The organism is Streptomyces sp. NPDC101160, from assembly GCF_044768205.1.
Classification (GTDB): domain Bacteria; phylum Actinomycetota; class Actinomycetes; order Streptomycetales; family Streptomycetaceae; genus Streptomyces.
The window spans coordinates 1,235,746-1,256,358 of the sequence record NZ_JBIWPJ010000001.1 but is presented as its reverse complement, the minus strand read 5'-3'; the positions used below and the strand labels follow the sequence as shown (position 1 = coordinate 1,256,358).

Genomic DNA, 20,613 nt, shown 5'->3' with positions numbered 1-20,613 from the left:
CGGATGTGGAAGCCCAGTAATGGGTGGAGCTGACCGGTACTAATAGGCCGAGGGCTTGTCCTCAGTTGCTCGCGTCCACTGTGTTAGTTCTGAAGTAACGAACTCCCTTGCCGGTTGAGTTCAACTTCATAGTGTTTCGGTGGTCATAGCGTTAGGGAAACGCCCGGTTACATTCCGAACCCGGAAGCTAAGCCTTTCAGCGCCGATGGTACTGCAGGGGGGACCCTGTGGGAGAGTAGGACGCCGCCGAACTCCTTTTGAACTCAACCCCCGGACTCCGTCCGGGGGTTGAGTCGTTTTTGCGTACCGTGACCCCTGTTCACCTCGCCCTGGTGGCTGAGGGTAAGGTCATGGGGCATCGTTGGCTCATTTCCCACAGGAGGCCCCCGGGTGGAGGTCCAGGAGACTCGCGTTCAGACGGACCGGGTCCTCACCATCCCCAACATCCTCAGCATGGCTCGCCTCGTCGGCGTGCCGCTCTTCCTGTGGCTGATCCTCCGACCCGTGTTCGGGGGACCCAACAGTGACGGCTGGGCGTTGCTCGTCCTCGCGTTCAGCGGGGTCAGCGACTATCTGGACGGGAAGCTCGCCCGGCGCTGGAACCAGATCAGCAGCCTCGGCCGGCTGCTCGATCCGGCCGCGGACCGGCTCTACATCCTTTCCACGCTGGTCGGGCTCACCTGGCGGGAGATCCTTCCGCTCTGGCTGACCCTCACCCTTTTGGCCCGTGAGCTGATGCTCCTTGTCGCCGTGGGAATCCTCCGCCGGCACGGCTATCCGCCGCCGCAGGTGAACTTCCTCGGGAAAGCTGCCACTTTCAACTTGATGTACGCCTTCCCGCTGCTGCTGCTCAGTGACGGAAACGGGTGGCTGGCGTCACTCGCCGAAGTTTTCGGGTGGGCCTTCGCAGGATGGGGTACAACTCTCTATTGGTGGGCAGGGATCCTCTACGTGGTCCAGGTCCGTCGACTCGTGAAGGCGGATACCGCGGCCGATTGAGCCCGTCCGTCCCGTGCCGAGCAACGACGCCGGCGGGATCGAGGACGCCCCGAGGGCCATTGAAGGGCCATTGAGTGGACAGGTGAAGTCGGCAGGACCGTCGTCTCTTCAAGGAGGACGCTTCCGACATGAAGGCCGTCGTGATGGCCGGTGGTGAAGGCACCCGCCTTCGCCCCATGACCTCGAGCATGCCCAAGCCTCTCCTGCCGGTGGTGAACCGGCCGATCATGGAGCATGTCCTGCGACTGCTCAAGAGGCACGGTCTCAACGAGACCGTCGTCACCGTGCAGTTCCTCGCCTCTCTCGTCCGGAATTACTTCGGAGACGGGGAAGAGCTCGGAATGGAGCTCACCTATGCGAACGAGGAGAAGCCGCTCGGCACCGCGGGGAGTGTGAAGAATGCCGAGGAGGCGTTGAAGGACGACGCCTTTCTCGTCATTTCGGGGGACGCGCTCACCGACTTCGACCTCACCGATCTGATCGCCTTCCACAAGCAGAAGGGCGCCCTCGTCACGGTCTGTCTGACCCGGGTGCCCAATCCGCTGGAGTTCGGCATCACGATCGTCGACGAGGAAGGAAAGGTCGAACGATTCCTGGAGAAGCCGACCTGGGGGCAGGTCTTCTCGGACACGGTGAACACGGGCATCTACGTGATGGAGCCCGAGGTCTTCGACTATGTCGAGGCGGACGTTCCGGTCGACTGGTCAGGTGATGTCTTTCCGCGGTTGATGAAGGACGGCAAGCCGATCTACGGCTATGTCGCCGAGGGCTACTGGGAGGACGTGGGCACCCACGAGAGCTATGTGAAGGCTCAGGCCGACGTCCTGGAAGGCAAGGTCCAGGTCGACATCGACGGCTTCGAGATCTCCCCGGGCGTCTGGGTCGCCGAAGGAGCCGAGGTCCATCCCGACGCCGTACTGCGCGGGCCGCTCTACATCGGCGACTACGCCAAGGTGGAGGCCGGGGCGGAGATCCGCGAGCACACCGTCGTCGGATCCAACGTGGTCGTGAAGAGCGGCGCCTTCCTGCACAAGGCCGTCGTGCACGACAACGTCTACATCGGGCAGCAGAGCAATCTGCGCGGCTGCGTCATCGGCAAGAACACCGATGTGATGCGGGCGGCCCGGATCGAGGACGGGGCCGTCATCGGCGACGAGTGCCTGATCGGTGAAGAATCGATCGTGCAGGGCAATGTGCGGGTCTACCCGTTCAAGACGATCGAGGCCGGCGCCTTCGTCAACACGTCCGTCATCTGGGAGTCCCGCGGGCAGGCCCACCTCTTCGGGGCACGGGGCGTGTCCGGCATCCTCAACGTGGAGATCACGCCCGAGCTGGCCGTGCGGCTGGCCGGTGCCTACGCCACCACGCTGAAGAAGGGCGCGACCGTCACGACCGCCCGTGACCACTCCCGGGGTGCGCGGGCGCTGAAGCGGGCGGTGATCTCGGCGCTGCAGGCCAGCGCCATCGACGTACGCGACCTGGAGAACGTGCCGCTGCCGGTGGCCCGGCAGCAGACGGCGCGGGGCAGTGCCGGCGGGATCATGGTGCGGACCTCGCCCGGCGTGCCGGACTCCGTCGACATCATGTTCTTCGACGAACGGGGCGCGGACCTGTCGCAGGCCGGGCAGCGCAAGCTGGACCGGGTCTTCGCACGTCAGGAGTACCGACGGGCGTTCCCGGGCGAGATCGGCGACCTGTCCTTCCCGGCCAGCGTCTTCGACTCGTACACCGGCTCGCTGCTGCGGAACGTGGACACCTCCGGGATCGCGGAGGCCGGTCTGAAGGTTGTCGTGGACGCGTCCAACGGCAGCGCCGGGCTCGTACTGCCCAGCCTGCTCGGACGGCTGCAGGTGGATTCGCTGACGATCAACCCGGGGCTCGACGAGTCGCGGCCCACCGAGACCGCGGAGAGCCGGCGGGCCGGGCTCGTCCGGCTCGGGGAGATCGTCGCGTCGGCGCGGGCCGCGTTCGGCGTGCGGTTCGACCCGGTCGGTGAGCGGCTTTCCCTGGTCGACGAGCGGGGCCGGATCATCGAGGACGACCGGGCGCTGCTGGTGCTGCTCGACCTGGTCGCGGCCGAGCGGCGATCCGGGCGGGTCGCGCTGCCGGTGACCACCACGCGGATCGCCGAGCAGGTCGCGGCGTACCACGGCACGCAGGTGGAGTGGACGACGACCTCGCCCGACGACCTGACCAGGGTCGGCCGGGAGGAGTCGACGATCTTCGGCGGCGACGGGCGCGGCGGGTTCATCGTGCCCGAGTTCAGCAGCGTCTTCGACGGGGCGGCGGCCTTCGTGCGGCTGATCGGTCTGGTCGCGCGGACCCAGCTCACGCTGAGCCAGATCGACGCGCGGATCCCGCGGGCCCATGTGCTGAAGCGGGACATCGCCACGCCGTGGGCGGTGAAGGGGCTCGTGATGCGCCGGGTGGTGGAGGCGGCCGGCGACCGGTCCGTCGACACCACCGACGGCGTGCGGGTGGTGGAGGCCGACGGACGGTGGGTGATGGTGCTGCCGGACCCGGCGGAGGCCGTCACCCATCTGTGGGCCGAGGGGCCCGACGACGCCTCGGCCCAGGCGCTGCTCGACGAGTGGGCGGGCGTGGTGGACAGCGCAGGTCACTGACGTAGACGGCCCTGACGAGGCCAGTGGGCCGGGCGGTACCCCTGGGTGCCGCCCGGCCCGTCGGTGGGGCCATTCGGCGGTAGGGCGTGCGACGTGCGACGATGTGCGGCATGTCGCAGCAGCCCCCCGTTCGGAGCACAGGATCGCCACCTCCGCGCCCGGACGCGTCCATGTCGCTGCTGAACAACGTGATCGACCACGCCGTGGACGACGGCTACGCCGAGGCGTCGGCGCGGCGCGCGGCGGAGGGCGGCGGCCTGCCCCGTACCGTACGGGCGAAGCTCGGTCTGGCGGCCGGCCTGGTGCTCGCTGCGGCCGTGGTGACCCTCGGCGCCGCCGAGGCGCGGGTGTCCGCGCCGGTGGTCGCCAAGGAGCGGCAGGATCTGATCAACCGGATCGACTCGGAGACCTCGGCGGCGGACCGTCTCGAACAGGACGTCGAAGGGCTGCGGACCGAGGTCGGTGAGCGCCAGCGCAAGGCGCTCGAACAGCACGGCGGCGACCAGGCGGAGCTGGTGGCGCTGCTCTCGGGCGCGACTCCGGTGCACGGGCCGGGCGTGAAGCTGGTCGTGGACGACGCCAAGGGCAGTGACACGGGCGGTGGCGGCCCGCGGGAGAGCAGCGGCTTCTCGGACACGGGGCGGGTGCGCGACCGGGACATGCAGCGGGTCGTCAACGGGCTGTGGGAGTCGGGCGCCGAGGCGGTCTCGATCAACGGGCAGCGGCTGACCGCGCTGTCGGCGATCCGGGCCGCGGGCGACGCCATACTGGTCGACAACAAGCCACTGGTGCCGCCGTACACGGTCCTCGCCGTCGGCGACGGGCAGCGGCTGAGCACCGCGTTCCAGGACAGCGCCGACGGGCAGTATCTGCACGCGCTGCAGGAGAACTTCGGGATCCGTACCAGCATCTCGGCGGAGGGCGACGTGCGTCTGCCGGCCGCGCCGAGTCTGATCGTACGTACAGCAGTGCCGAGGGGAGCCGGGGCGGCGAAGGCCACCGGGCGGGCCACGGCCGACACAGGGAAGGGCACATCTTGATCGCCGTACTGGGCCTGATCGTGGGAGTCGTGGTCGGACTGTTCGTCCGGCCCGAGGTTCCGGCGGTGGTCGAGCCCTATCTTCCGATCGCCGTGGTCGCCGCCCTCGACGCGGTCTTCGGCGGCCTGCGCGCCATGCTCGACGGGATCTTCGTCGACAAGGTCTTCGTGGTGTCGTTCCTGTCGAACGTGGTCGTGGCGGCGCTGATCGTCTTCCTCGGCGACAAGCTGGGAGTGGGCGCGCAGTTGTCGACCGGTGTGGTCGTCGTGCTCGGCATCCGGATCTTCTCCAACGCGGCCGCCATCCGGCGGCATGTGTTCCGGGCGTGAGGCCGATGAGCGAGCAGAACGACAACAACGGCAACAACGACATCGGTGGTGTCGACGGCAGCAACGGCCACGACGGCACCAGCGACGTCAGCGGTGCCGAAGGCAACAACGGCAACAGGCCGGACGAGGGTGCGGCCGAGCAGCCCCGGCAGCCGATGCCCCGGCCTCAGCTGCCCAAGGCCCAGCCGCCGAAGTCCGAGCCCCAGCCGCCGCTGCAGCCTCCGGCACCGCAGCGCCAGCCTCAGCCTCAGCCTCAGAGCCCGCAGCCTCAGCCCCAGCCGCAGGCCCAGCCTCAGCCCCAGTCGCAGGCCGAGGCCGGTGTCAGCGGGCGGCAGCGGCTGGCCGCCGCGCTGTGGCCGCCGCGGGTGAGCCGGGCCCAACTCGTCGTCGCGCTGCTGCTGTTCGTGCTCGGCCTCGGCCTGGCCATCCAGGTGCGGTCGACCAGCGACAACAGCGCGCTGCGCGGCGCCCGCCAGGAGGACCTGGTGCGCATCCTCGACGAGCTCGACGACCGCACGCAGCGCCTGGAGGACGAGAAGACCCGCCTGGAGAAGCAGCGCTCCGAGCTGGAGTCCAGCTCGGACCAGGCCGAGGAGGCGCGCAAGCAGACCCAGGAGAAGGAGCGGCAGCTCGGCATCCTGGCCGGTACGGTCGCCGCCGAGGGCCCGGGGATCACGATGACGATCACGGACTCCTCCGGCGCCGTCGAGTCGGACATGCTGCTGGACGCCATCCAGGAGCTGCGCGCCGCCGGCGCCGAGGCGATCCAGGTCAACGACGTGCGCGTGGTCGCCGACAGCTACTTCTCGGGCAGCGGACGCGACATGAAGATCGATGGAACGCAGGTGGCCGCTCCGTACGTCTTCAAGGTCATCGGCAAGCCGGAGGATCTCGAGCCCGCGCTCAACATCCCCGGCGGCATCGTTCAGACACTGGAGAAGGAGCAGGCCACGGTCACGGTGGAGCGTTCCGGGAAGATCGTCGTCGACGCCTTGCGGCCCGCGAAGCGGCCTGACTACGCTCGGTCGTCCTCGCAGTGAGAGGTGTGATGACGGTCGCACGGCAAGGGCATGACCTTGCGGGGGGTCGCCGCACCACAAGGGTGGTGCGTGGTGGAAACTGTCGAGTGGCTACGGACGTTGTGAAGATGTCCGGGTCGGCAGGTGTGTTCAGTCAGGGTTCGTCCTGCCCCACGGGCGGGTCTGTTTCGGTCAAGGGGAATCGCCCGTGAAGTTGTTTGCGAAGTTGTTCGGCAAGAGCGGACGCGAGGACGGCGGCAACGCCAGGCATCGCGCGCCGCGGAACGCCCAGAGCGAGGAACAGGGCGCGGAGCGCCCGCTCTTCCGCGACGAGGTCGGTGGCCAGGGTGGCGACATTCCGGGCACACCGGGCGCGTCGTCTGTTGACCCTGCCGGTGCCGCGCGCATAGGTTTCGGGGAAGCATCAACCTCAGGTGCGGGTGGAGGGTTCACCCCCGACCCGTACGCGACCCAGACCTCCGCGGGGCAGCCGCGGCAGGAGGACGCGTCCATGCCGGTGTGCACGAGGTGCGGTCACCGCAACACGGCGGACAGCCGTTTCTGCTCCCACTGCGGAACGCCGCTGCGGGGCGGGGTGGCTCCGGAGCGTGCCTCCGAGACGACCTCGACGATCTCCATCTCGGGGCTCGAGGCGTACGACGCCGAGGTCACCGGCCAGATTCCGGCGCTGTCGCCCGAGGCCCTGGCGGCCGTCGAGGCGCTGCCGTCCGGTTCGGCGCTGCTCATCGTCCGCCGCGGTCCGAACTCGGGCAGCCGCTTCCTGCTGGACAGCGAGCTGACCACGGCCGGCCGCCACCCGCAGAGCGACATCTTCCTCGACGACGTGACGGTCTCCCGCCGCCACGTCGAGTTCCGGCGCCAGCCGGACGGCACCTTCACGGTGTCGGACGTCGGCAGCCTCAACGGCACCTACGTCAACCGCGAGCCGATCGACTCGGTCGTGCTCTCCAATGGTGACGAGGTGCAGATCGGCAAGTACCGGCTCGTGTTCTTCGCGAGCCAGCGGGGCGTGTGACGCCCCGGAGAACCTTCAGGGAAGGTCCATGGTGCGTACAGCGACGGGCGGTGCCGGCCTCGGCACCGCCGCCGCGGGCGAAGGGCTGGTCAGCATCGGCACGGTGCTGAGCCGGCTGCGTGACGAGTTTCCCGAAGTGACCATCTCCAAGATCCGGTTCCTGGAGGCCGAGGGGCTCGTCGAGCCCCAGCGCACGGCCTCCGGGTACCGGAAGTTCAGCCCGCGGGACGTGGAGCGGCTCGCCCGGATCCTGCGGATGCAGCGGGACCACTACCTCCCGCTGAAGGTGATCCGCGAGCACCTGGACGCGCTCGAGCGCGGTGAGCAGGTCAAGCTGCCCGCGCCCGGCCCGCAGCGGGATCTCCTCGACGGGGCCCGGGAGGCGGACGGTGACCGGCCCACGGCGGCCCGCGTCGGCCGCGCCGAGCTGCTCGCCGCCGCGGAGATCACCGAGGCCGAGCTCGCCGAGTGGGAGTCGTACGGGCTGATCACCCAGGTGGCGGGCGGTGGCTACGACGCCGAGGCCGTCACCGTCGCCAGACTCGTGGCGGATCTGGGGAGATTCGGTCTGGAACCCCGTCACCTGCGGGCCGTCAAGGCCGCCGCCGACCGCGAGGCCGGACTGGTCGAACAGATGGTCGCGCCGCTGCGCCGGCACCGTAACCCCCAGACCAGGGCCCATGCCGAGGCCACCGCCAAGGAGCTCGCCGGGCTCTCCGTGCGGCTGCACGCGGCACTGGTCCAGACCGCCCTCGGGGTCCGTCTGCAGTGAGCGGGAGACGGCCCGACTACCCAAACCGGTCGGGCACGTCCTAGGGTTGCTGTGTGAACGAGCTCGACGTTGTGGGTGTCCGGGTGGAAATGCCCTCCAACCAGCCGATCGTGCTCCTGCGCGAAGTGGGAGGCGACCGGTACCTCCCCATCTGGATCGGACCGGGGGAGGCGACCGCGATCGCCTTCGCCCAGCAGGGCATGGCCCCGGCCAGGCCGCTGACGCACGACCTCTTCAAGGACGTGCTGGAGGCGCTGGGGCAGGAGCTCACCGAAGTCCGCATCACGGACCTGCGGGACGGGGTCTTCTACGCCGAGCTGGTCTTCGCCAGCGGCGTCGAGGTCAGCGCCCGCCCCTCCGACGCGATAGCGCTCGCGCTGCGCACCGGCACGCCGATCTTCGGCAGTGACGGGGTGCTCGACGACGCGGGGATCGCGATTCCGGACGAGCAGGAGGACGAGGTGGAGAAGTTCCGCGAGTTCCTCGACCAGATCTCGCCGGAGGACTTCGGGACCGGCAGCCAGTAGGCGGGGCCGACGGGGCTGGGGCGCCGAGCGCCCCAGGAGCATTCGAGTAGCCTTTCCCCGGAGTGGGGCACGGGAAACCACTCTCAGGGTGATTATCACTCGGCGTGCCGAGTGTGGCGATCGTTGACGCACCCCGAGTGACTGCCTACCTTCGTGTGGGCAGGTCAAGGACGGAGGGTCGGCGTGATGAGCAGCGGCGACGGTACGGCAGGGGGCTTCCTGGGGCGTGCGCCCGGGGAGGCGGGCCCGTATCCGCTTCACGGCAGTGTGGGCGACTCCGGTAACTCCGGTAACTCCGATATCTCCGGTCACTCCGGTACGGGCGCGGGCGCGGGTACGTCGGTCGGCTCGGACGCCGTCGGCTACCGCGGACCCACCGCGTGCGCGGCGGCCGGCATCACCTACCGCCAACTGGACTACTGGGCGCGCACCGGGCTCGTCGAGCCGAGCGTGCGGCCCGCGTACGGCTCCGGGACGCAGCGCCTCTACAGCTTCCGCGACGTCGTCGTCCTCAAGATCGTCAAGCGTTTCCTGGACACCGGGGTCTCCCTCCAGAACATCCGGGCGGCGGTGCAGCACCTGCGGGCCCGCGGTTTCCGCGACCTGGAGCGGATGACGCTGATGAGCGACGGCGCGACCGTCTACGAGTGCTCTTCGCCCGACGAGGTCGTGTCCCTGCTCCAGGGCGGGCAGGGCGTCTTCGGTATCGCCGTGGGCGTGGTGTGGCGGGACGTCGAGGCGGCGCTCTCGCAGCTGCACGGCGAGCGCGTCGACACCGGTGAGACGCTGATCGGACACAACCCGGCGGACGAGCTGGCGCGCCGGCGCCGGGACAGGGCCGTCTGAGCGCGGTCCGGACCGCTTTCGGGGCGAGGCCGGCCGGCCTCGGGGGCGGGCTCGTACGGGCGTACGGGCCGATTGTCAGTGGCGTAGGGCAGCATCGGAACCGTGAGAGCCGCTCCCACCATCCTGCATCTCGACATGGATGCCTTCTTCGCCGCCGCCGAGCAGGCGTCGAAGCCGAGCCTGCGCGGAAAGCCCGTGGTCGTGGGCGGGCTCGGGCCACGCGGGGTGGTCGCCACCGCGTCGTACGAGGCACGGCGCTTCGGCGTGCACTCGGCGATGCCCATGGGGCAGGCGCGGCGGCTCGCGCCGAACGCGGCGTACCTGGTGCCGCGCTTCGGCTTCTACCGGGCGATCAGCGGGCAGGTCATGGAGCTGCTCGGGCGGCTCTCGCCGCTCGTTGAGCCGCTCAGCCTGGACGAGGCCTTCGTCGACCTGGAGGCCGGTGGCGTCGCCGACGACAGCGCGAGCGCGCGGGCGGTGGGGGAGCGGCTGCGGCGGGACATCCTGGCGACGACCGGCCTCACCGGATCGGTCGGGCTCGCCGGTACGAAGATGCTCGCGAAGATCGCCTCCGAGGAGGCCAAGCCCGACGGGCTGGTGCTGATAGAGCCCGGCACGGAGCGGGAGCTGCTCGGGCCGCGCTCGGTGCGGATCATCCCGGGCGTGGGGCCGGCCACGGGCGAGCACCTGCGGCGGGCCGGGATCACCACGGTGGCCGAGATCGTCGAGGCGGGCGAGGACGAGCTCGTACGGCTCCTGGGACGGGCGCACGGGGCCGGGCTCTACCGAATGGCCCTCGGGCACGACGAGCGGCCCGTGGTGGCCGAGCGGGACGCCAAGTCGGTGTCCGTCGAGGACACCTTCGACGTGGACCTGCACGACCGGCTGCGGATCCGGCTGGAGGTGGAACGGCTCGCGGAGCGGTGCGTGGCGCGGCTGCGGGGCTCCGGGCACTCGGGACGGACGATCGTGCTCAAGGTGCGGCGGTACGACTTCTCGACGCTGACCCGGTCCGAGACGCTGCGGGGGCCGACGGACGACCCGGTGGTGGTGCGGGAGGCGGCGACGCGGCTGCTGGACGTGGTCGACACGACGGGTGGGGTGCGGTTGCTGGGAGTCGGGGTGAGCGGGCTCGCGGACTACACGCAGGAGGATCTGTTCGCGCAGGCGGAGCAGGCGGAGCAGGCGGGGCAGACGGACGGAGTGCCGGAGCCCGAGGCGGGGGCGGCGGGGGAGGCGGCCGCCGAGATGCCGGCCGCGCCGCCGACCGCCACCGAGACCGCCGAGCGGCGGTGGTCCCCCGGGCACGACGTGCGGCACGCCGTGTACGGGGCGGGATGGGTGCAGGGCAGCGGGGTCGGGCGGGTCACCGTCCGCTTCGAGGAGCCGGGGTCGGCGCCGGGGCGGGTGCGGACGTTCGCGGTGGACGACCCGGAGCTGGCGGCGTCGGATCCGTTGCCGCTGGTGGAGGGCGGGGCGGTGGCGTAGCCCGTGGGTGAGGGCCGTACGGGGTGCGCCCGGCCTCCGTACGGGCTGGGGTGCCCACCCGCACCACCCGTACACACCACCCGTACAACCGAGTGCACAGAGGTGCGGGCCCTCCCGCGGGCCGCACGCGCCGTCGCCGGCCGCGGCGCCGCGAGCAAGCCCGGCTTGCTCCGCCCTACGCCTCCTCCTGCCCCGCCACCCTGCCGAAGTTTCTGTCCTCGTCGGGTCCCGGGGGTGGGGGCAGGGTCATGCTGTAGTGGCGGTAGAGCTGGAGTTCCTGCGCCGGGGAGAGGTGGCGGCCCACTCCGAAGTCGGGGGCGTCCTTGATGAGGGAGCGCTCGTAGGGGACGTGGAGGCCGTCGGGGGCGAGTTCGCTCGGCTCCAGGGGGACGAAGGCGTCGCGGCTGAAGAGGCCGGTGCGGACGGCGGCCCATTCGGGGATTCCGGTCGCGTCGTCCAGGTACACCTCGTCCACGGTGCCGATCTTGTGTCCGTTGCGGTCGAACGCCTTGCGGCCGATCAGGCTGCGCGGATCGATGTCGGTCTGCACGGTCCCTCCAACTGGTCGCAAATCCTCTACAAGCACTACGAAAGTGCACATCTGGGATGTCGGCCACTTGAGCGAAGGGAGAAGGATCCGCGCTGGTAGGCTGGCTGTGGCTGTCGACCCCGCGCGGGAGAGTCCTCCGGAGAATCCTTTCGGAGGCGCCGAAGGAGCAAATCCTCCCCGGAATCTCTCAGGCCCCCGTACCGCGCGGACGAGGTCACTCTGGAAAGCAGTGCGGGCGTCGGACGGCATCCGCTCTCACCGACGGTGAAAGCCGGCTCGCCCCGCTCCGCGTGGCAGGCCGGTGAAGCTCTCAGGTTTTGATGACAGAGGGGGAGGCCGTCCGGGCACCCGCGCCGTGGTGCCCCTCGCAGGTCGTGACGACCAGGAGGCCCCCGCAGCATGACCGCCAACCGCATTCCGCTTTCCGAGCTCGAGCAGGGCATTCCCTTCGAGCAGCGGCACATCGGACCCGACGCCGAGGCGCGGGCCAAGATGCTCGCCCAGGTCGGTTACGGCTCTCTGGACGAGCTCACGGCCGCCGCCGTGCCGGACGTCATCAAGAACGCCGAGGCGCTCGCGCTGCCGGCCGCCCGCACCGAGGCCGAGGTCCTGGCCGAGCTGCGCGCCCTCGCGGACCGCAACCAGGTCCTCGCCCCGATGATCGGCCTCGGCTACTACGGCACCTTCACCCCGCCGGTGATCCTGCGGAACGTGATGGAGAACCCCGCCTGGTACACGGCCTACACGCCGTACCAGCCGGAGATCTCGCAGGGCCGTCTGGAGGCGCTGCTCAACTTCCAGACCATGGTCGCCGACCTCACCGGTCTGCCCACCTCCGGCGCCTCGCTGCTCGACGAGGGCACCGCGGCCGCCGAGGCCATGGCGCTCTCCCGGCGTGTCGGCAAGGTCAAGGGCGGGGTCTACCTGATCGACGCCGACGCCCTGCCGCAGACCATCGCCGTCATCGAGACCCGCGCCGAGCCCACCGGCGTCGAGGTCGTCGTCGCCGACCTGTCCGCCGGCATCCCGGCCGAGGTCGCCGAGCGCGGTGTCTTCGGTGTGCTCCTCCAGTACCCGGGCGCCTCCGGTGCCATCCGCGACATCAAGCCGGTCATCGACCAGGCCCACGAGCTCGGCGCGATCGTCACCGTCGCCGCCGACCTGCTCGCGCTCACCGTGCTCGCCTCGCCGGGCTCCCTCGGCGCCGACATCGCCGTCGGCACGACCCAGCGCTTCGGCGTCCCGCTCGGCTTCGGCGGCCCGCACGCCGGCTTCATGGCCGTCCAGGACAAGCACGCCCGCTCGCTGCCCGGCCGCCTGGTCGGCGTCTCCGTCGACGCCGACGGCAACAAGGCGTACCGCCTGGCCCTGCAGACCCGCGAGCAGCACATCCGCCGCGAGAAGGCCACCAGCAACATCTGCACCGCGCAGGTGCTGCTCGCCGTCATGGCCGGCATGTACGCCGTCTACCACGGCCCCGACGGCCTCAAGGGCATCGCGCAGCGCACCCACCGCTACGCCGCGATCCTCGCCGCCGGTCTGCGGGCCGGTGGCGTCGAGCTCACCCAGGGCGCCTTCTTCGACACCGTCACCGCCCGCGTCCCGGGCAAGGCCGACCAGGTCGTCGCCGCCGCCCGCGAGGCCGGCGTCAACCTGTACCGCGCCGACGCCGACACCGTCTCGATCTCCTGTGACGAGACCACCACGCGCGCCAACCTGGCCGCGGTGTGGGCCGCCTTCGGCGTCGACGCCGACATCGAGGCCCTGGACGCGGTCACCGAGGACGCGCTGCCGGCCGACGCGCTGCGCTCCGACGCGTACCTGACCCACCCGGTCTTCCACGCGCACCGCTCCGAGACCGCGATGCTGCGCTACCTGCGCAAGCTCGCCGACCGCGACTACGCGCTCGACCGCGGCATGATCCCGCTCGGCTCCTGCACCATGAAGCTGAACGCGACCACCGAGATGGAGCCGGTGACCTGGCCCGAGTTCGGGCAGATCCACCCCTTCGCCCCGATCGACCAGGCGCAGGGCTACGCCACGCTCATCACCGAGCTGGAGGAGCGCCTCGCCGAGGTCACCGGCTACGACAAGGTGTCGATCCAGCCGAACGCCGGCTCGCAGGGCGAGCTGGCCGGTCTGCTGGCCGTCCGCGCCTACCACCGCGCCAACGGCGACACGCAGCGCACGGTCTGCCTCATCCCGTCCTCCGCGCACGGCACCAACGCCGCCTCCGCCGTGATGGCCGGCATGAAGGTCGTCGTCGTGAAGACCGCCGACGACGGCGAGGTCGACGTCGACGACCTGCGCGCCAAGATCGAGCAGTACCGCGACGAGCTCGCCGTGCTGATGATCACCTACCCGTCCACGCACGGTGTGTTCGAGGAGCACGTCGCCGACATCTGCGGCCTGGTCCACGAGGCCGGCGGCCAGGTGTACGTCGACGGCGCCAACCTCAACGCCCTGGTCGGCCTCGCCAAGCCGGGCCACTTCGGCGGCGACGTCTCGCACCTCAACCTGCACAAGACCTTCTGCATCCCGCACGGCGGCGGCGGCCCGGGCGTCGGCCCGGTCGCGGTGCGCGCGCACCTCGCCCCGTACCTGCCGAACCACCCGCTCCAGCCCACCGCGGGCCCGGAGACCGGTGTCGGCCCGATCTCGGCCGCCCCGTGGGGCTCCGCCGGCATCCTGCCGATCTCCTGGTCGTACGTGCGCCTGATGGGCGGCGAGGGCCTCAAGCGCGCCACCCAGGTCGCCGTCCTCGCGGCGAACTACATCGCCAAGCGCCTGGAGCCGCACTACCCGGTGCTCTACACCGGCCCGGCCGGTCTGGTCGCCCACGAGTGCATCGTCGACCTGCGCCCGCTGTCCAAGGCGACCGGCGTCACCGTCGACGACATCGCCAAGCGCCTGATCGACTACGGCTTCCACGCCCCGACCATGTCGTTCCCGGTGGCCGGCACGCTGATGATCGAGCCCACCGAGTCCGAGGACCTGTACGAGCTCGACCGCTTCTGCGACACGATGATCGCGATCCGTGCCGAGATCGAGAAGGTCGGCTCCGGCGAGTGGCCGGCCGAGGACAACCCGCTGCACAACGCCCCGCACACCGCGGCGGCGCTGGGCGGCGAGTGGAACCACCCGTACACCCGCGAGGAGGCCGTCTTCCCGGCCGGCGTCTCGAAGGCGGACAAGTACTGGCCGCCGGTCCGCCGCATCGACGGTGCCTTCGGCGACCGCAACCTGGTCTGCTCCTGCCCGCCGCTGGACGAGTACGAGGGCTGAGCCCCCGGCGCGCACGACCCGAGGCGCGTACGACCCGAGACGTGTGACGCCCCACGGCGCCTGACGTCGCACGGCGCGTGACGCCCCACGGCGCATGACAAGAGGGCCGGTTCGGAGATCTTCTCCGGGCCGGCCCTCGGCTTTTCCCTCGTGCTCCCTCGTACGGTGCGGGGCCGACGGCCGTCAGGCCGCCGTCGTCACGCCGGCCGCCGTCAGCGGGCGGTGCGGCGCGACGATCTGCCCGTCCGGCAGCAGCTCACCGGTGTCCTCGAAGAGCAGGACGCCGTTGCACAGCAGGCTCCAGCCCTGCTCCGGGTGGTGCGCCACAGGGCGGGCGGCCTCCCGGTCGGCGGAGTCGGCGGTGGGACAGGCAGGCTGGTGCTGGCACATGGGTGGATTCTTTCGCTGCGTCGTGGTGGATGTCCTGCGGCTCTTCACGGTCATGGCCGCCCCCGTCGGTCGGTTCGGTTCCGGTGCCCAGTCTTGCCGCACGGACGACGTTCCGCAGGTATTTCGCGGCAGCTCGTCCTCTTCGTTGAGGACGCATCACCCGCAGGGGCGGTTCACGCCAACTGCACCATTACTTCGGGGGGTTCGGGGTGGCCCGAGCGGGCTAGTCCGAACGGGCAGGGGCTCGGACAGCAGTGCGCCCCGGAGTCGTCGGTACGGCTCCGGGGCGCGTCCGGACGGACCGGTCGCGGGTTCAGGCCGTGGCGGCCGAGCCGAGCAGCGGCGGCGGGGTGAGCCGCATTCCGATCACGGGCAGCAGGTCGGTCACCCGGTGAGGGCGGTTGGCGGCGATCCCGGGGGGTGCGGGGGAAAGCGGCACCAGGAGGTCGGCCGGGGCGGGGACGGTGGTGGCGCCGTCGGCCTCGGTGTCGGTGTGCAGCCACAGCGTCAGCATGTAGAGCCCCGGTACGGACAGCAGTCGCGGCTGGTACGGGGTGCCGAGCGCCTCGGCCTGCATCAGGGCCCGCTCGGTCGCCGCGACGTAAGGGCCCTCGAAGAAGTGGGAGAAGGTCCAGCCGTCCGGGGTGAGCACGGTGTCCGCGGCGGCGATCGCCCGTTCCCCGTTGCGGATCAGGAAGCGCCAGCCGGCCAGCCGGGTGTGCGACGGCGGTCCGGCCGGCTCCGCGATGTCCGGCACGCCGAGCACGTGCACGGGCAGTGGCAGTTCGGGACTCAGTGGCCCCTGTGCGGCCCGCAGGGCCGGGGTGCGCGGTTCGCGGACCGCGGAGGGCGAGCCGAGGGCCGCGAGGACACTGCGGAGGGCCGGCGCGGGGGCCGGGGAGGGTCGGAGCATGGTGGGTCGCCTCTCACTCAGGAGACACGGGTGCAGCGTGGGCAGGTACGACAGCGCTGTCAGCGACGGGGCCAGAGAGGGGGGCCATGGGTGCATGGCCGTGCGCCAACACTCTGACTCGTGCGCGGAGTTTATACGACACGTGTTCACGCAGTGTTTCCGCTAGGCGCCACCGATATTCCTGACAAGGCGTCATTCAGTCGTATTCCCACGGTGATTGGATGGAATGCATGCGTCCGGCGGAACTTCTGCCAGCACTTCTTCCGTCCGAGCGGGTCGGCCGAATCTCGACGGTCTCCTGTTCGACTTCACCGGACAATATGACTTTGGTATATGACCATTGCCCGATGCCGTCGGGGACTGCCTCCGGTGAAAACCACTCCAGACTATCCGTTCACACCTTGTCCCCGCAGGCGTTGTCGATCAGTCGGCTGGGCATCATGCTCCGAGACGCTCGCGGCCGTCGTGGCGGCTGCCCGCTCGGGGAGGGACGCTTCGATGGGTGAGAAGGTCGTGGCCGAGATGTTCGGCCCGTCCGACCGGCAGCGCTACCGCAGAAAGCTCCAGCAATGTCTCGCCGCGCTCGCGCGGCTGCTCGCGGAGAAACGGTTCGACCGCCCCCGCAATCTCATCGGCCTGGAGATCGAACTGAATCTGGCGGGCGAGGACGGCCTGCCCAGGATGCTCAACGCGCCCGTGCTCGACCGCATCGCCAGCCCCGATTTCCAGACCGAACTCGGCATGTTCAACCTGGAAGTCAACATCGCCCCGCACAGGCTCGACGGCCATGTATTCGACCGGCTCGCGGAGGAGCTCCGCACCGGACTCGGATACGCCGACCGGAAGGCCCGGGAGGCCGGGGCGGGAGTCGTGATGGTCGGCATCCTGCCGACGCTCACAGAGGACGACGCCGTCGCCGCCAACCTCTCGGCCGCCGACCGCTACACGCTCCTCAACGACACGATCCTCGCCATCCGTGGCGAGGACCTCATCCTCGACATACAGGGGATCGAGCACCTGCGGTGCACCCCGGCGTCGATCACGCCCGAGGCGGCCTGTACGTCGGTGCAGCTGCACCTCCAGGTCACCCCGCCGCGCTTCGCCTCCGTGTGGAACGCGGCGCAGGCCGTCGCGGGCGTGCAGATAGCCGTCGGCGCCAACGCGCCCTTCGTCTTCGGCCACGAGCTGTGGCGCGAGTCCCGGCCGCCGCTGTTCACCCAGGCCACCGACACCCGGCCGCCGGAGCTCCAGGCCCAGGGCGTGCGGCCGCGCACCTGGTTCGGGGAGCGCTGGGTGGACTCGGTGTACGACCTCTTCGAGGAGAACCTGCGTTACTTCCCGGCCCTGCTGCCGATCTGCGACGACGAGGACCCGCTGCGCGTGCTCGACGAGGGCGGAGTGCCGAAGCTCGCCGAACTCGTGCTGCACAACGGTACGGTCTACCGCTGGAACCGGCCGGTGTACGGCTGGGTCGACGGCGTCCCGCACCTCCGGGTGGAGAACCGGGTCCTGCCGGCCGGGCCGACCGTCACCGACGTCGTCGCCAACGCCGCCTTCTACTACGGCCTGGTGCGCACGCTCGCCGACGAGTCCCGGCCCATCTGGAAGCGGATGAGCTTCGCGGACGCCGAGCACAACTTCGACACCGCGTGCCGCCACGGCATCGAGGCCGAACTGCGCTGGCCCCGTTCCGGCCGCTCCGGCGGCATGGCGACCGTGCCGGCGGTACGGCTGGTGCTCGACGAACTGCTGCCGCTGGCCGCGGCCGGGCTCGACGCCTGGCACATCGAGCCGCGCGACCGGGACTTCTACCTGGGCGTGATCGAGGAGCGCTGCCGGCGCCGGGTGAACGGCGCCTCCTGGCAGGCCGGCACCTTCCACCGGTACCTGGACTCCGGACTCGACCGGCCGGCCGCGCTCGCAGCGACCACCCGGCGCTACCGGGAGCTGATGCTGACCGGTGAGCCGGTGCACACCTGGCCGGCGGGCATCGGGCCGGTGGGTATGGAGCCGGTGGGCGTCGAGCCGGCCGGGCGCGGGGCGGTGGGGACCGAGGGCGGCACACAGGCACGGTAGGTAGGGTTCCCGTACCCGGTACGCGAGGGGAATGGGAGACAGGTGTGGTGTCGGAGCAACGAGTGGTGGACGCTTCCCTGCCTCCCGACGGCCTGCCGCGCCGCGTGCTGCGCGACGAGACCCTGCTCGTGCTCGCGCTGTCGCTCGGCGCGAGCGGGGTGTCCGCGCTCATCAGCTTCATCGGCGCGCTGACCAAGCCGGGTGCCCTGAAGCACCAGGCGGCCACGCTCAACGGCTCGTACGCGCCCGGGCGGCCCTGGCTCGACCTCGCCTGGCAGCTCTTCGGCATCGCCACCGCCCTGGTGCCGGTCGCCCTCGTCGCCCATCTGCTGCTGCGCGAGAGCGGGCGGGGGCTCAAGGTCATCGGCTTCGACCGCACCCGGCCGTGGCCGGACCTCGGGCGCGGGGCGCTGGTGGCGGCCGGCATCGGCAGCGCCGGGCTCGCCTTCTACCTGGTGGCGCGGGCGGCCGGGTTCAACCTCACGGTGGTGCCGGAGTCGCTGCCGGACGTGTGGTGGAAGTACCCGGTCCTCATCCTCTCGGCGATCCAGAACTCCGTCCTGGAGGAGGTGATCGTCGTGGGCTATCTGCTGCGCAGGCTCGACCAGTTGGGCTGGAGCCCACGGGCCTCGCTCGCCGCGAGTTCGGTGCTGCGCGGCTCGTACCACCTCTACCAGGGCATCGGCGGTTTCGTCGGCAACATGGTCATGGGTGTGGTCTTCGTCTGGCTGTACCGGCGCTGGGGCCGGGTGGGGCCGCTGGTGGTCGCGCACGCGCTGCTCGACATCGTGGCCTTCGTCGGCTACGGGCTGCTCGCGGGGAAGGTGGGCTGGCTGCCCACGGTCTGAGCGGGCACGAACGGGAGAAGGGGCGTACGGCATCGGCCGTACGCCCCTTCTCGCGTGTCCGGGTCAGGCGTGCAGTTCGCCGTCGACGACCGTGACCGCGTGGCCGTTCAGGAGCGTGCGCTCGCCGCGCAGCCGGGTGCGGACGAGGCCCGTGCGGGCGCCGCCCTGGAAGCCGGTGAGGTCGTCGCGGCCGAAGCGGCGCGACCAGTAGGGGGCGAGGGCGGTGTGGGCGCTGCCGGTGACCGGGTCCTCGTCGATGCCGACCGCCGGGAAGAAGCCGCGCGAGACGAACTGGTAGCCGCCCTCAGGGTCGTCCGCGACGGCCGTGGCGATGATGCCGCGCTCCGAGAGGGTGCGCAGGGCCGCGAAGTCCGGGGTGAGACCGCGCACGGTCGCCTCGTCCGCCAGCTCGACGACCAGGTCGCCGATGTGGGCGGCGGTGTCGTGCACGGCGACGGGCTCGGCGCCGAGCGCCGCGGCCAGGCCCTCCGGAGCGGCCACGGGCGTCAGCGACGAGGTCGGGAAGTCGAGCGTGATCGTGCCGTCCGTCTCGGCCGTGGCGAGCAGGATCCCGCAGCGGGCCGCGAAGCGGACGGTGCCGGTCGCGGTGCCGGTGGTGTGCAGGACGTGCGCGGTGGCCAGGGTGGCGTGGCCGCACATGTCGACCTCGGTGGCCGGGGTGAACCAGCGCAGCGCCCAGTCCGCCTCGCCGCCCGGCGGCAGCGGGTGGGCGAAGGCGGTCTCGGAGAGGTTGACCTCGGCGGCCACCCGCTGGAGCCAGGCGTCCTCCGGGAAGGAGTCGAGGAGCAGGACTCCGGCCGGGTTGCCGGAGAAGGGCTGGTCGGTGAAGGCGTCGACGATTCGAATCCGCATGGCCCGGAACGTACCGGACGCGGAAAAGCGCGGGCCAAGGCCAATTCGATCCAGCTGGACCGATCGCGCGCCCGTTCCGGAGCCGGTCGGGTGCCGGCCGGGTGTTGGCAAACGAACTGTTCCGATATATCGTTGAGGCATCGCGACAGTTCAACGATGAATCCCGATGGAAGGAGCGTTGCGATGCGTACACATGGACACGAGCACATGCACGGACACGGCGGACCCGGTCGTGGGTACTGCGGGCCCGGCCCTCGCGGTGACTTCGAGGGGCGGCGCGCGGCCTTCGGCGGCTTCGGGCCCGGCCCGTGGGGCGGTGGCCCCTGGGGCGGCGGCGGTTTCGGCGGCCGGGGCCGGGGTGGCCCCGGCGGGCGCGGCAGGGCGCGGCGCGGCGATGTGCGCGCCTCGATCCTGGCGCTGCTCAAGGACCGCCCGATGCACGGCTACGAGATGATCCAGGAGATCGTCGAGCGCAGTGGCGGGGCGTGGAAGCCCAGCCCGGGTTCGGTCTACCCGACCCTCCAGATGCTGGAGGACGAGGGGCTCATCGCCAGCGAGAGCGAGGGCGGCAAGAAGCTGTTCACCCTCACCGACGCCGGCCGTGAGGAGGCCGAGTCGGGACCGGAGGCCCCGTGGGAGGAGGCCGGCCGTGGCGTCGACTGGGAGGCCGTGAACGAGATCCGGCAGGCCGGCTTCGGTCTGATGGAGGCGTTCGGGCAGGTCTGGAAGACCGGCAGCGCCGAGCAGCGGCAGAAGGCCGTCGAGGTCATCAACGAGGCCCGGAAGAAGCTGTACCTGATCCTGGCCGACGAGCACTGATCGAGCACTGATCGAGCTGATCGGGGGCTGATCTGGTACGGATCGGGCCCTGATCGGTCGGGCAGTGGAAGAGGGGCGCCGCGGCGCCCCCCCCCCCCGGGGCCCCCCAACGGGGTGGGCGCGGGGCCCCCCGCCCCCCCCCCCCCCCCCCCCCCAGGGCCCCTAAACCCGACCCCCCC

Annotated in this window: 18 protein-coding genes, 1 rRNA gene and 1 riboswitch; of the genes, 15 read left to right on the top strand and 4 right to left on the bottom strand. The window is 70.9% G+C overall.

What is annotated here, in order from left to right:
• The first annotated feature begins 135 nt into the window (after positions 1–135).
• The 11 genes from rrf to ACIRSU_RS05510 all read left to right on the top strand — a co-directional run bounded on the left by rrf (position 136) and on the right by ACIRSU_RS05510 (position 10,680).
• Positions 136–252, top strand: a 5S ribosomal RNA gene (rrf, locus tag ACIRSU_RS05560).
• A gap of 138 nt (positions 253–390) precedes the next feature.
• Positions 391–999, top strand: coding sequence for a CDP-alcohol phosphatidyltransferase family protein (locus ACIRSU_RS05555; RefSeq protein WP_403789350.1), 609 nt, complete (start codon positions 391–393; stop codon positions 997–999).
• Between the two features lie 128 nt (positions 1,000–1,127).
• On the top strand, positions 1,128–3,623 hold the full coding sequence (locus tag ACIRSU_RS05550; RefSeq protein WP_403789349.1) for a sugar phosphate nucleotidyltransferase: 2,496 nt from the start codon (positions 1,128–1,130) through the stop codon (positions 3,621–3,623).
• 110 nt (positions 3,624–3,733) lie between these two features.
• Complete coding sequence (locus ACIRSU_RS05545; protein WP_403789348.1) at positions 3,734–4,663, top strand: DUF881 domain-containing protein; 930 nt, start codon at positions 3,734–3,736, stop codon at positions 4,661–4,663.
• Entirely contained in the window at positions 4,660–4,992 is a 333-nt protein-coding gene (locus tag ACIRSU_RS05540; RefSeq protein ID WP_158985233.1) for a small basic family protein, read from the top strand. Before ACIRSU_RS05545 ends, ACIRSU_RS05540 begins: the two co-directional genes overlap by 4 nt.
• 155 nt (positions 4,993–5,147) lie before the next feature.
• Entirely contained in the window at positions 5,148–6,032 is an 885-nt protein-coding gene (locus tag ACIRSU_RS05535; RefSeq protein WP_403789408.1) for a DUF881 domain-containing protein, read from the top strand.
• 79 nt (positions 6,033–6,111) lie between these two features.
• Positions 6,112–7,047, top strand: coding sequence for an FHA domain-containing protein (locus ACIRSU_RS05530; protein WP_403789407.1), 936 nt, complete (start codon positions 6,112–6,114; stop codon positions 7,045–7,047).
• 28 nt (positions 7,048–7,075) lie between these two features.
• Positions 7,076–7,819, top strand: a complete 744-nt coding sequence (locus ACIRSU_RS05525) for a MerR family transcriptional regulator (RefSeq protein ID WP_403789347.1) — start codon at positions 7,076–7,078, stop codon at positions 7,817–7,819.
• A gap of 53 nt (positions 7,820–7,872) precedes the next feature.
• The gene (locus tag ACIRSU_RS05520; protein ID WP_403789346.1) at positions 7,873–8,346 is read left to right on the top strand and encodes a bifunctional nuclease family protein; all 474 of its coding nucleotides are present in this window, start codon (positions 7,873–7,875) and stop codon (positions 8,344–8,346) included.
• Between the two features lie 186 nt (positions 8,347–8,532).
• Entirely contained in the window at positions 8,533–9,192 is a 660-nt protein-coding gene (locus tag ACIRSU_RS05515) for a MerR family transcriptional regulator (RefSeq protein WP_403789345.1), read from the top strand.
• 102 nt (positions 9,193–9,294) lie between these two features.
• Complete coding sequence (locus ACIRSU_RS05510) at positions 9,295–10,680, top strand: DNA polymerase IV (RefSeq protein WP_403789344.1); 1,386 nt, start codon at positions 9,295–9,297, stop codon at positions 10,678–10,680.
• Between the two features lie 175 nt (positions 10,681–10,855).
• On the opposite strand, the gene ACIRSU_RS05505 is transcribed toward ACIRSU_RS05510, so the two are convergent.
• The gene (locus ACIRSU_RS05505; protein ID WP_403789343.1) at positions 10,856–11,230 is read right to left on the bottom strand and encodes a PRC-barrel domain-containing protein; all 375 of its coding nucleotides are present in this window, start codon (positions 11,228–11,230) and stop codon (positions 10,856–10,858) included.
• A 114-nt stretch (positions 11,231–11,344) separates the two neighbouring features.
• A riboswitch (glycine riboswitch) is annotated at positions 11,345–11,443 on the top strand.
• Between the two features lie 186 nt (positions 11,444–11,629).
• Between ACIRSU_RS05505 and gcvP the strand changes: the two genes are divergently transcribed.
• Entirely contained in the window at positions 11,630–14,515 is a 2,886-nt protein-coding gene (gene gcvP / locus ACIRSU_RS05500; protein WP_403789342.1) for an aminomethyl-transferring glycine dehydrogenase, read from the top strand.
• A gap of 183 nt (positions 14,516–14,698) precedes the next feature.
• Here the strand turns inward: gcvP and ACIRSU_RS05495 are convergent, their stop codons facing one another.
• Both ACIRSU_RS05495 and ACIRSU_RS05490 read right to left on the bottom strand, forming a co-directional pair.
• Complete coding sequence (locus ACIRSU_RS05495; protein ID WP_403789341.1) at positions 14,699–14,905, bottom strand: DUF5999 family protein; 207 nt, start codon at positions 14,903–14,905, stop codon at positions 14,699–14,701.
• 313 nt (positions 14,906–15,218) lie between these two features.
• A complete protein-coding gene (locus ACIRSU_RS05490; protein ID WP_403789340.1) occupies positions 15,219–15,818 on the bottom strand; it encodes a hypothetical protein in 600 nt (199 codons plus the stop codon).
• A 498-nt stretch (positions 15,819–16,316) separates the two neighbouring features.
• Between ACIRSU_RS05490 and ACIRSU_RS05485 the strand changes: the two genes are divergently transcribed.
• Both ACIRSU_RS05485 and ACIRSU_RS05480 read left to right on the top strand, forming a co-directional pair.
• Positions 16,317–17,894: a glutamate--cysteine ligase gene (locus tag ACIRSU_RS05485; RefSeq protein WP_403789339.1), complete on the top strand. Its 1,578-nt coding sequence runs from the start codon at positions 16,317–16,319 to the stop codon at positions 17,892–17,894.
• A gap of 62 nt (positions 17,895–17,956) precedes the next feature.
• Positions 17,957–18,742, top strand: coding sequence for a CPBP family intramembrane glutamic endopeptidase (locus tag ACIRSU_RS05480; RefSeq protein WP_403789338.1), 786 nt, complete (start codon positions 17,957–17,959; stop codon positions 18,740–18,742).
• A 63-nt stretch (positions 18,743–18,805) separates the two neighbouring features.
• Here the strand turns inward: ACIRSU_RS05480 and ACIRSU_RS05475 are convergent, their stop codons facing one another.
• Positions 18,806–19,615 carry a PhzF family phenazine biosynthesis protein gene (locus ACIRSU_RS05475; protein WP_403789337.1) on the bottom strand — a complete coding sequence of 270 codons (810 nt, stop codon included), beginning with the start codon at positions 19,613–19,615 and terminating at the stop codon, positions 18,806–18,808.
• 183 nt (positions 19,616–19,798) lie between these two features.
• Here ACIRSU_RS05475 and ACIRSU_RS05470 point away from each other — a divergent pair, with 183 nt between their 5' ends.
• Positions 19,799–20,434: a PadR family transcriptional regulator gene (locus ACIRSU_RS05470; protein ID WP_403789336.1), complete on the top strand. Its 636-nt coding sequence runs from the start codon at positions 19,799–19,801 to the stop codon at positions 20,432–20,434.
• The last annotated feature ends 179 nt before the right edge of the window (positions 20,435–20,613 follow it).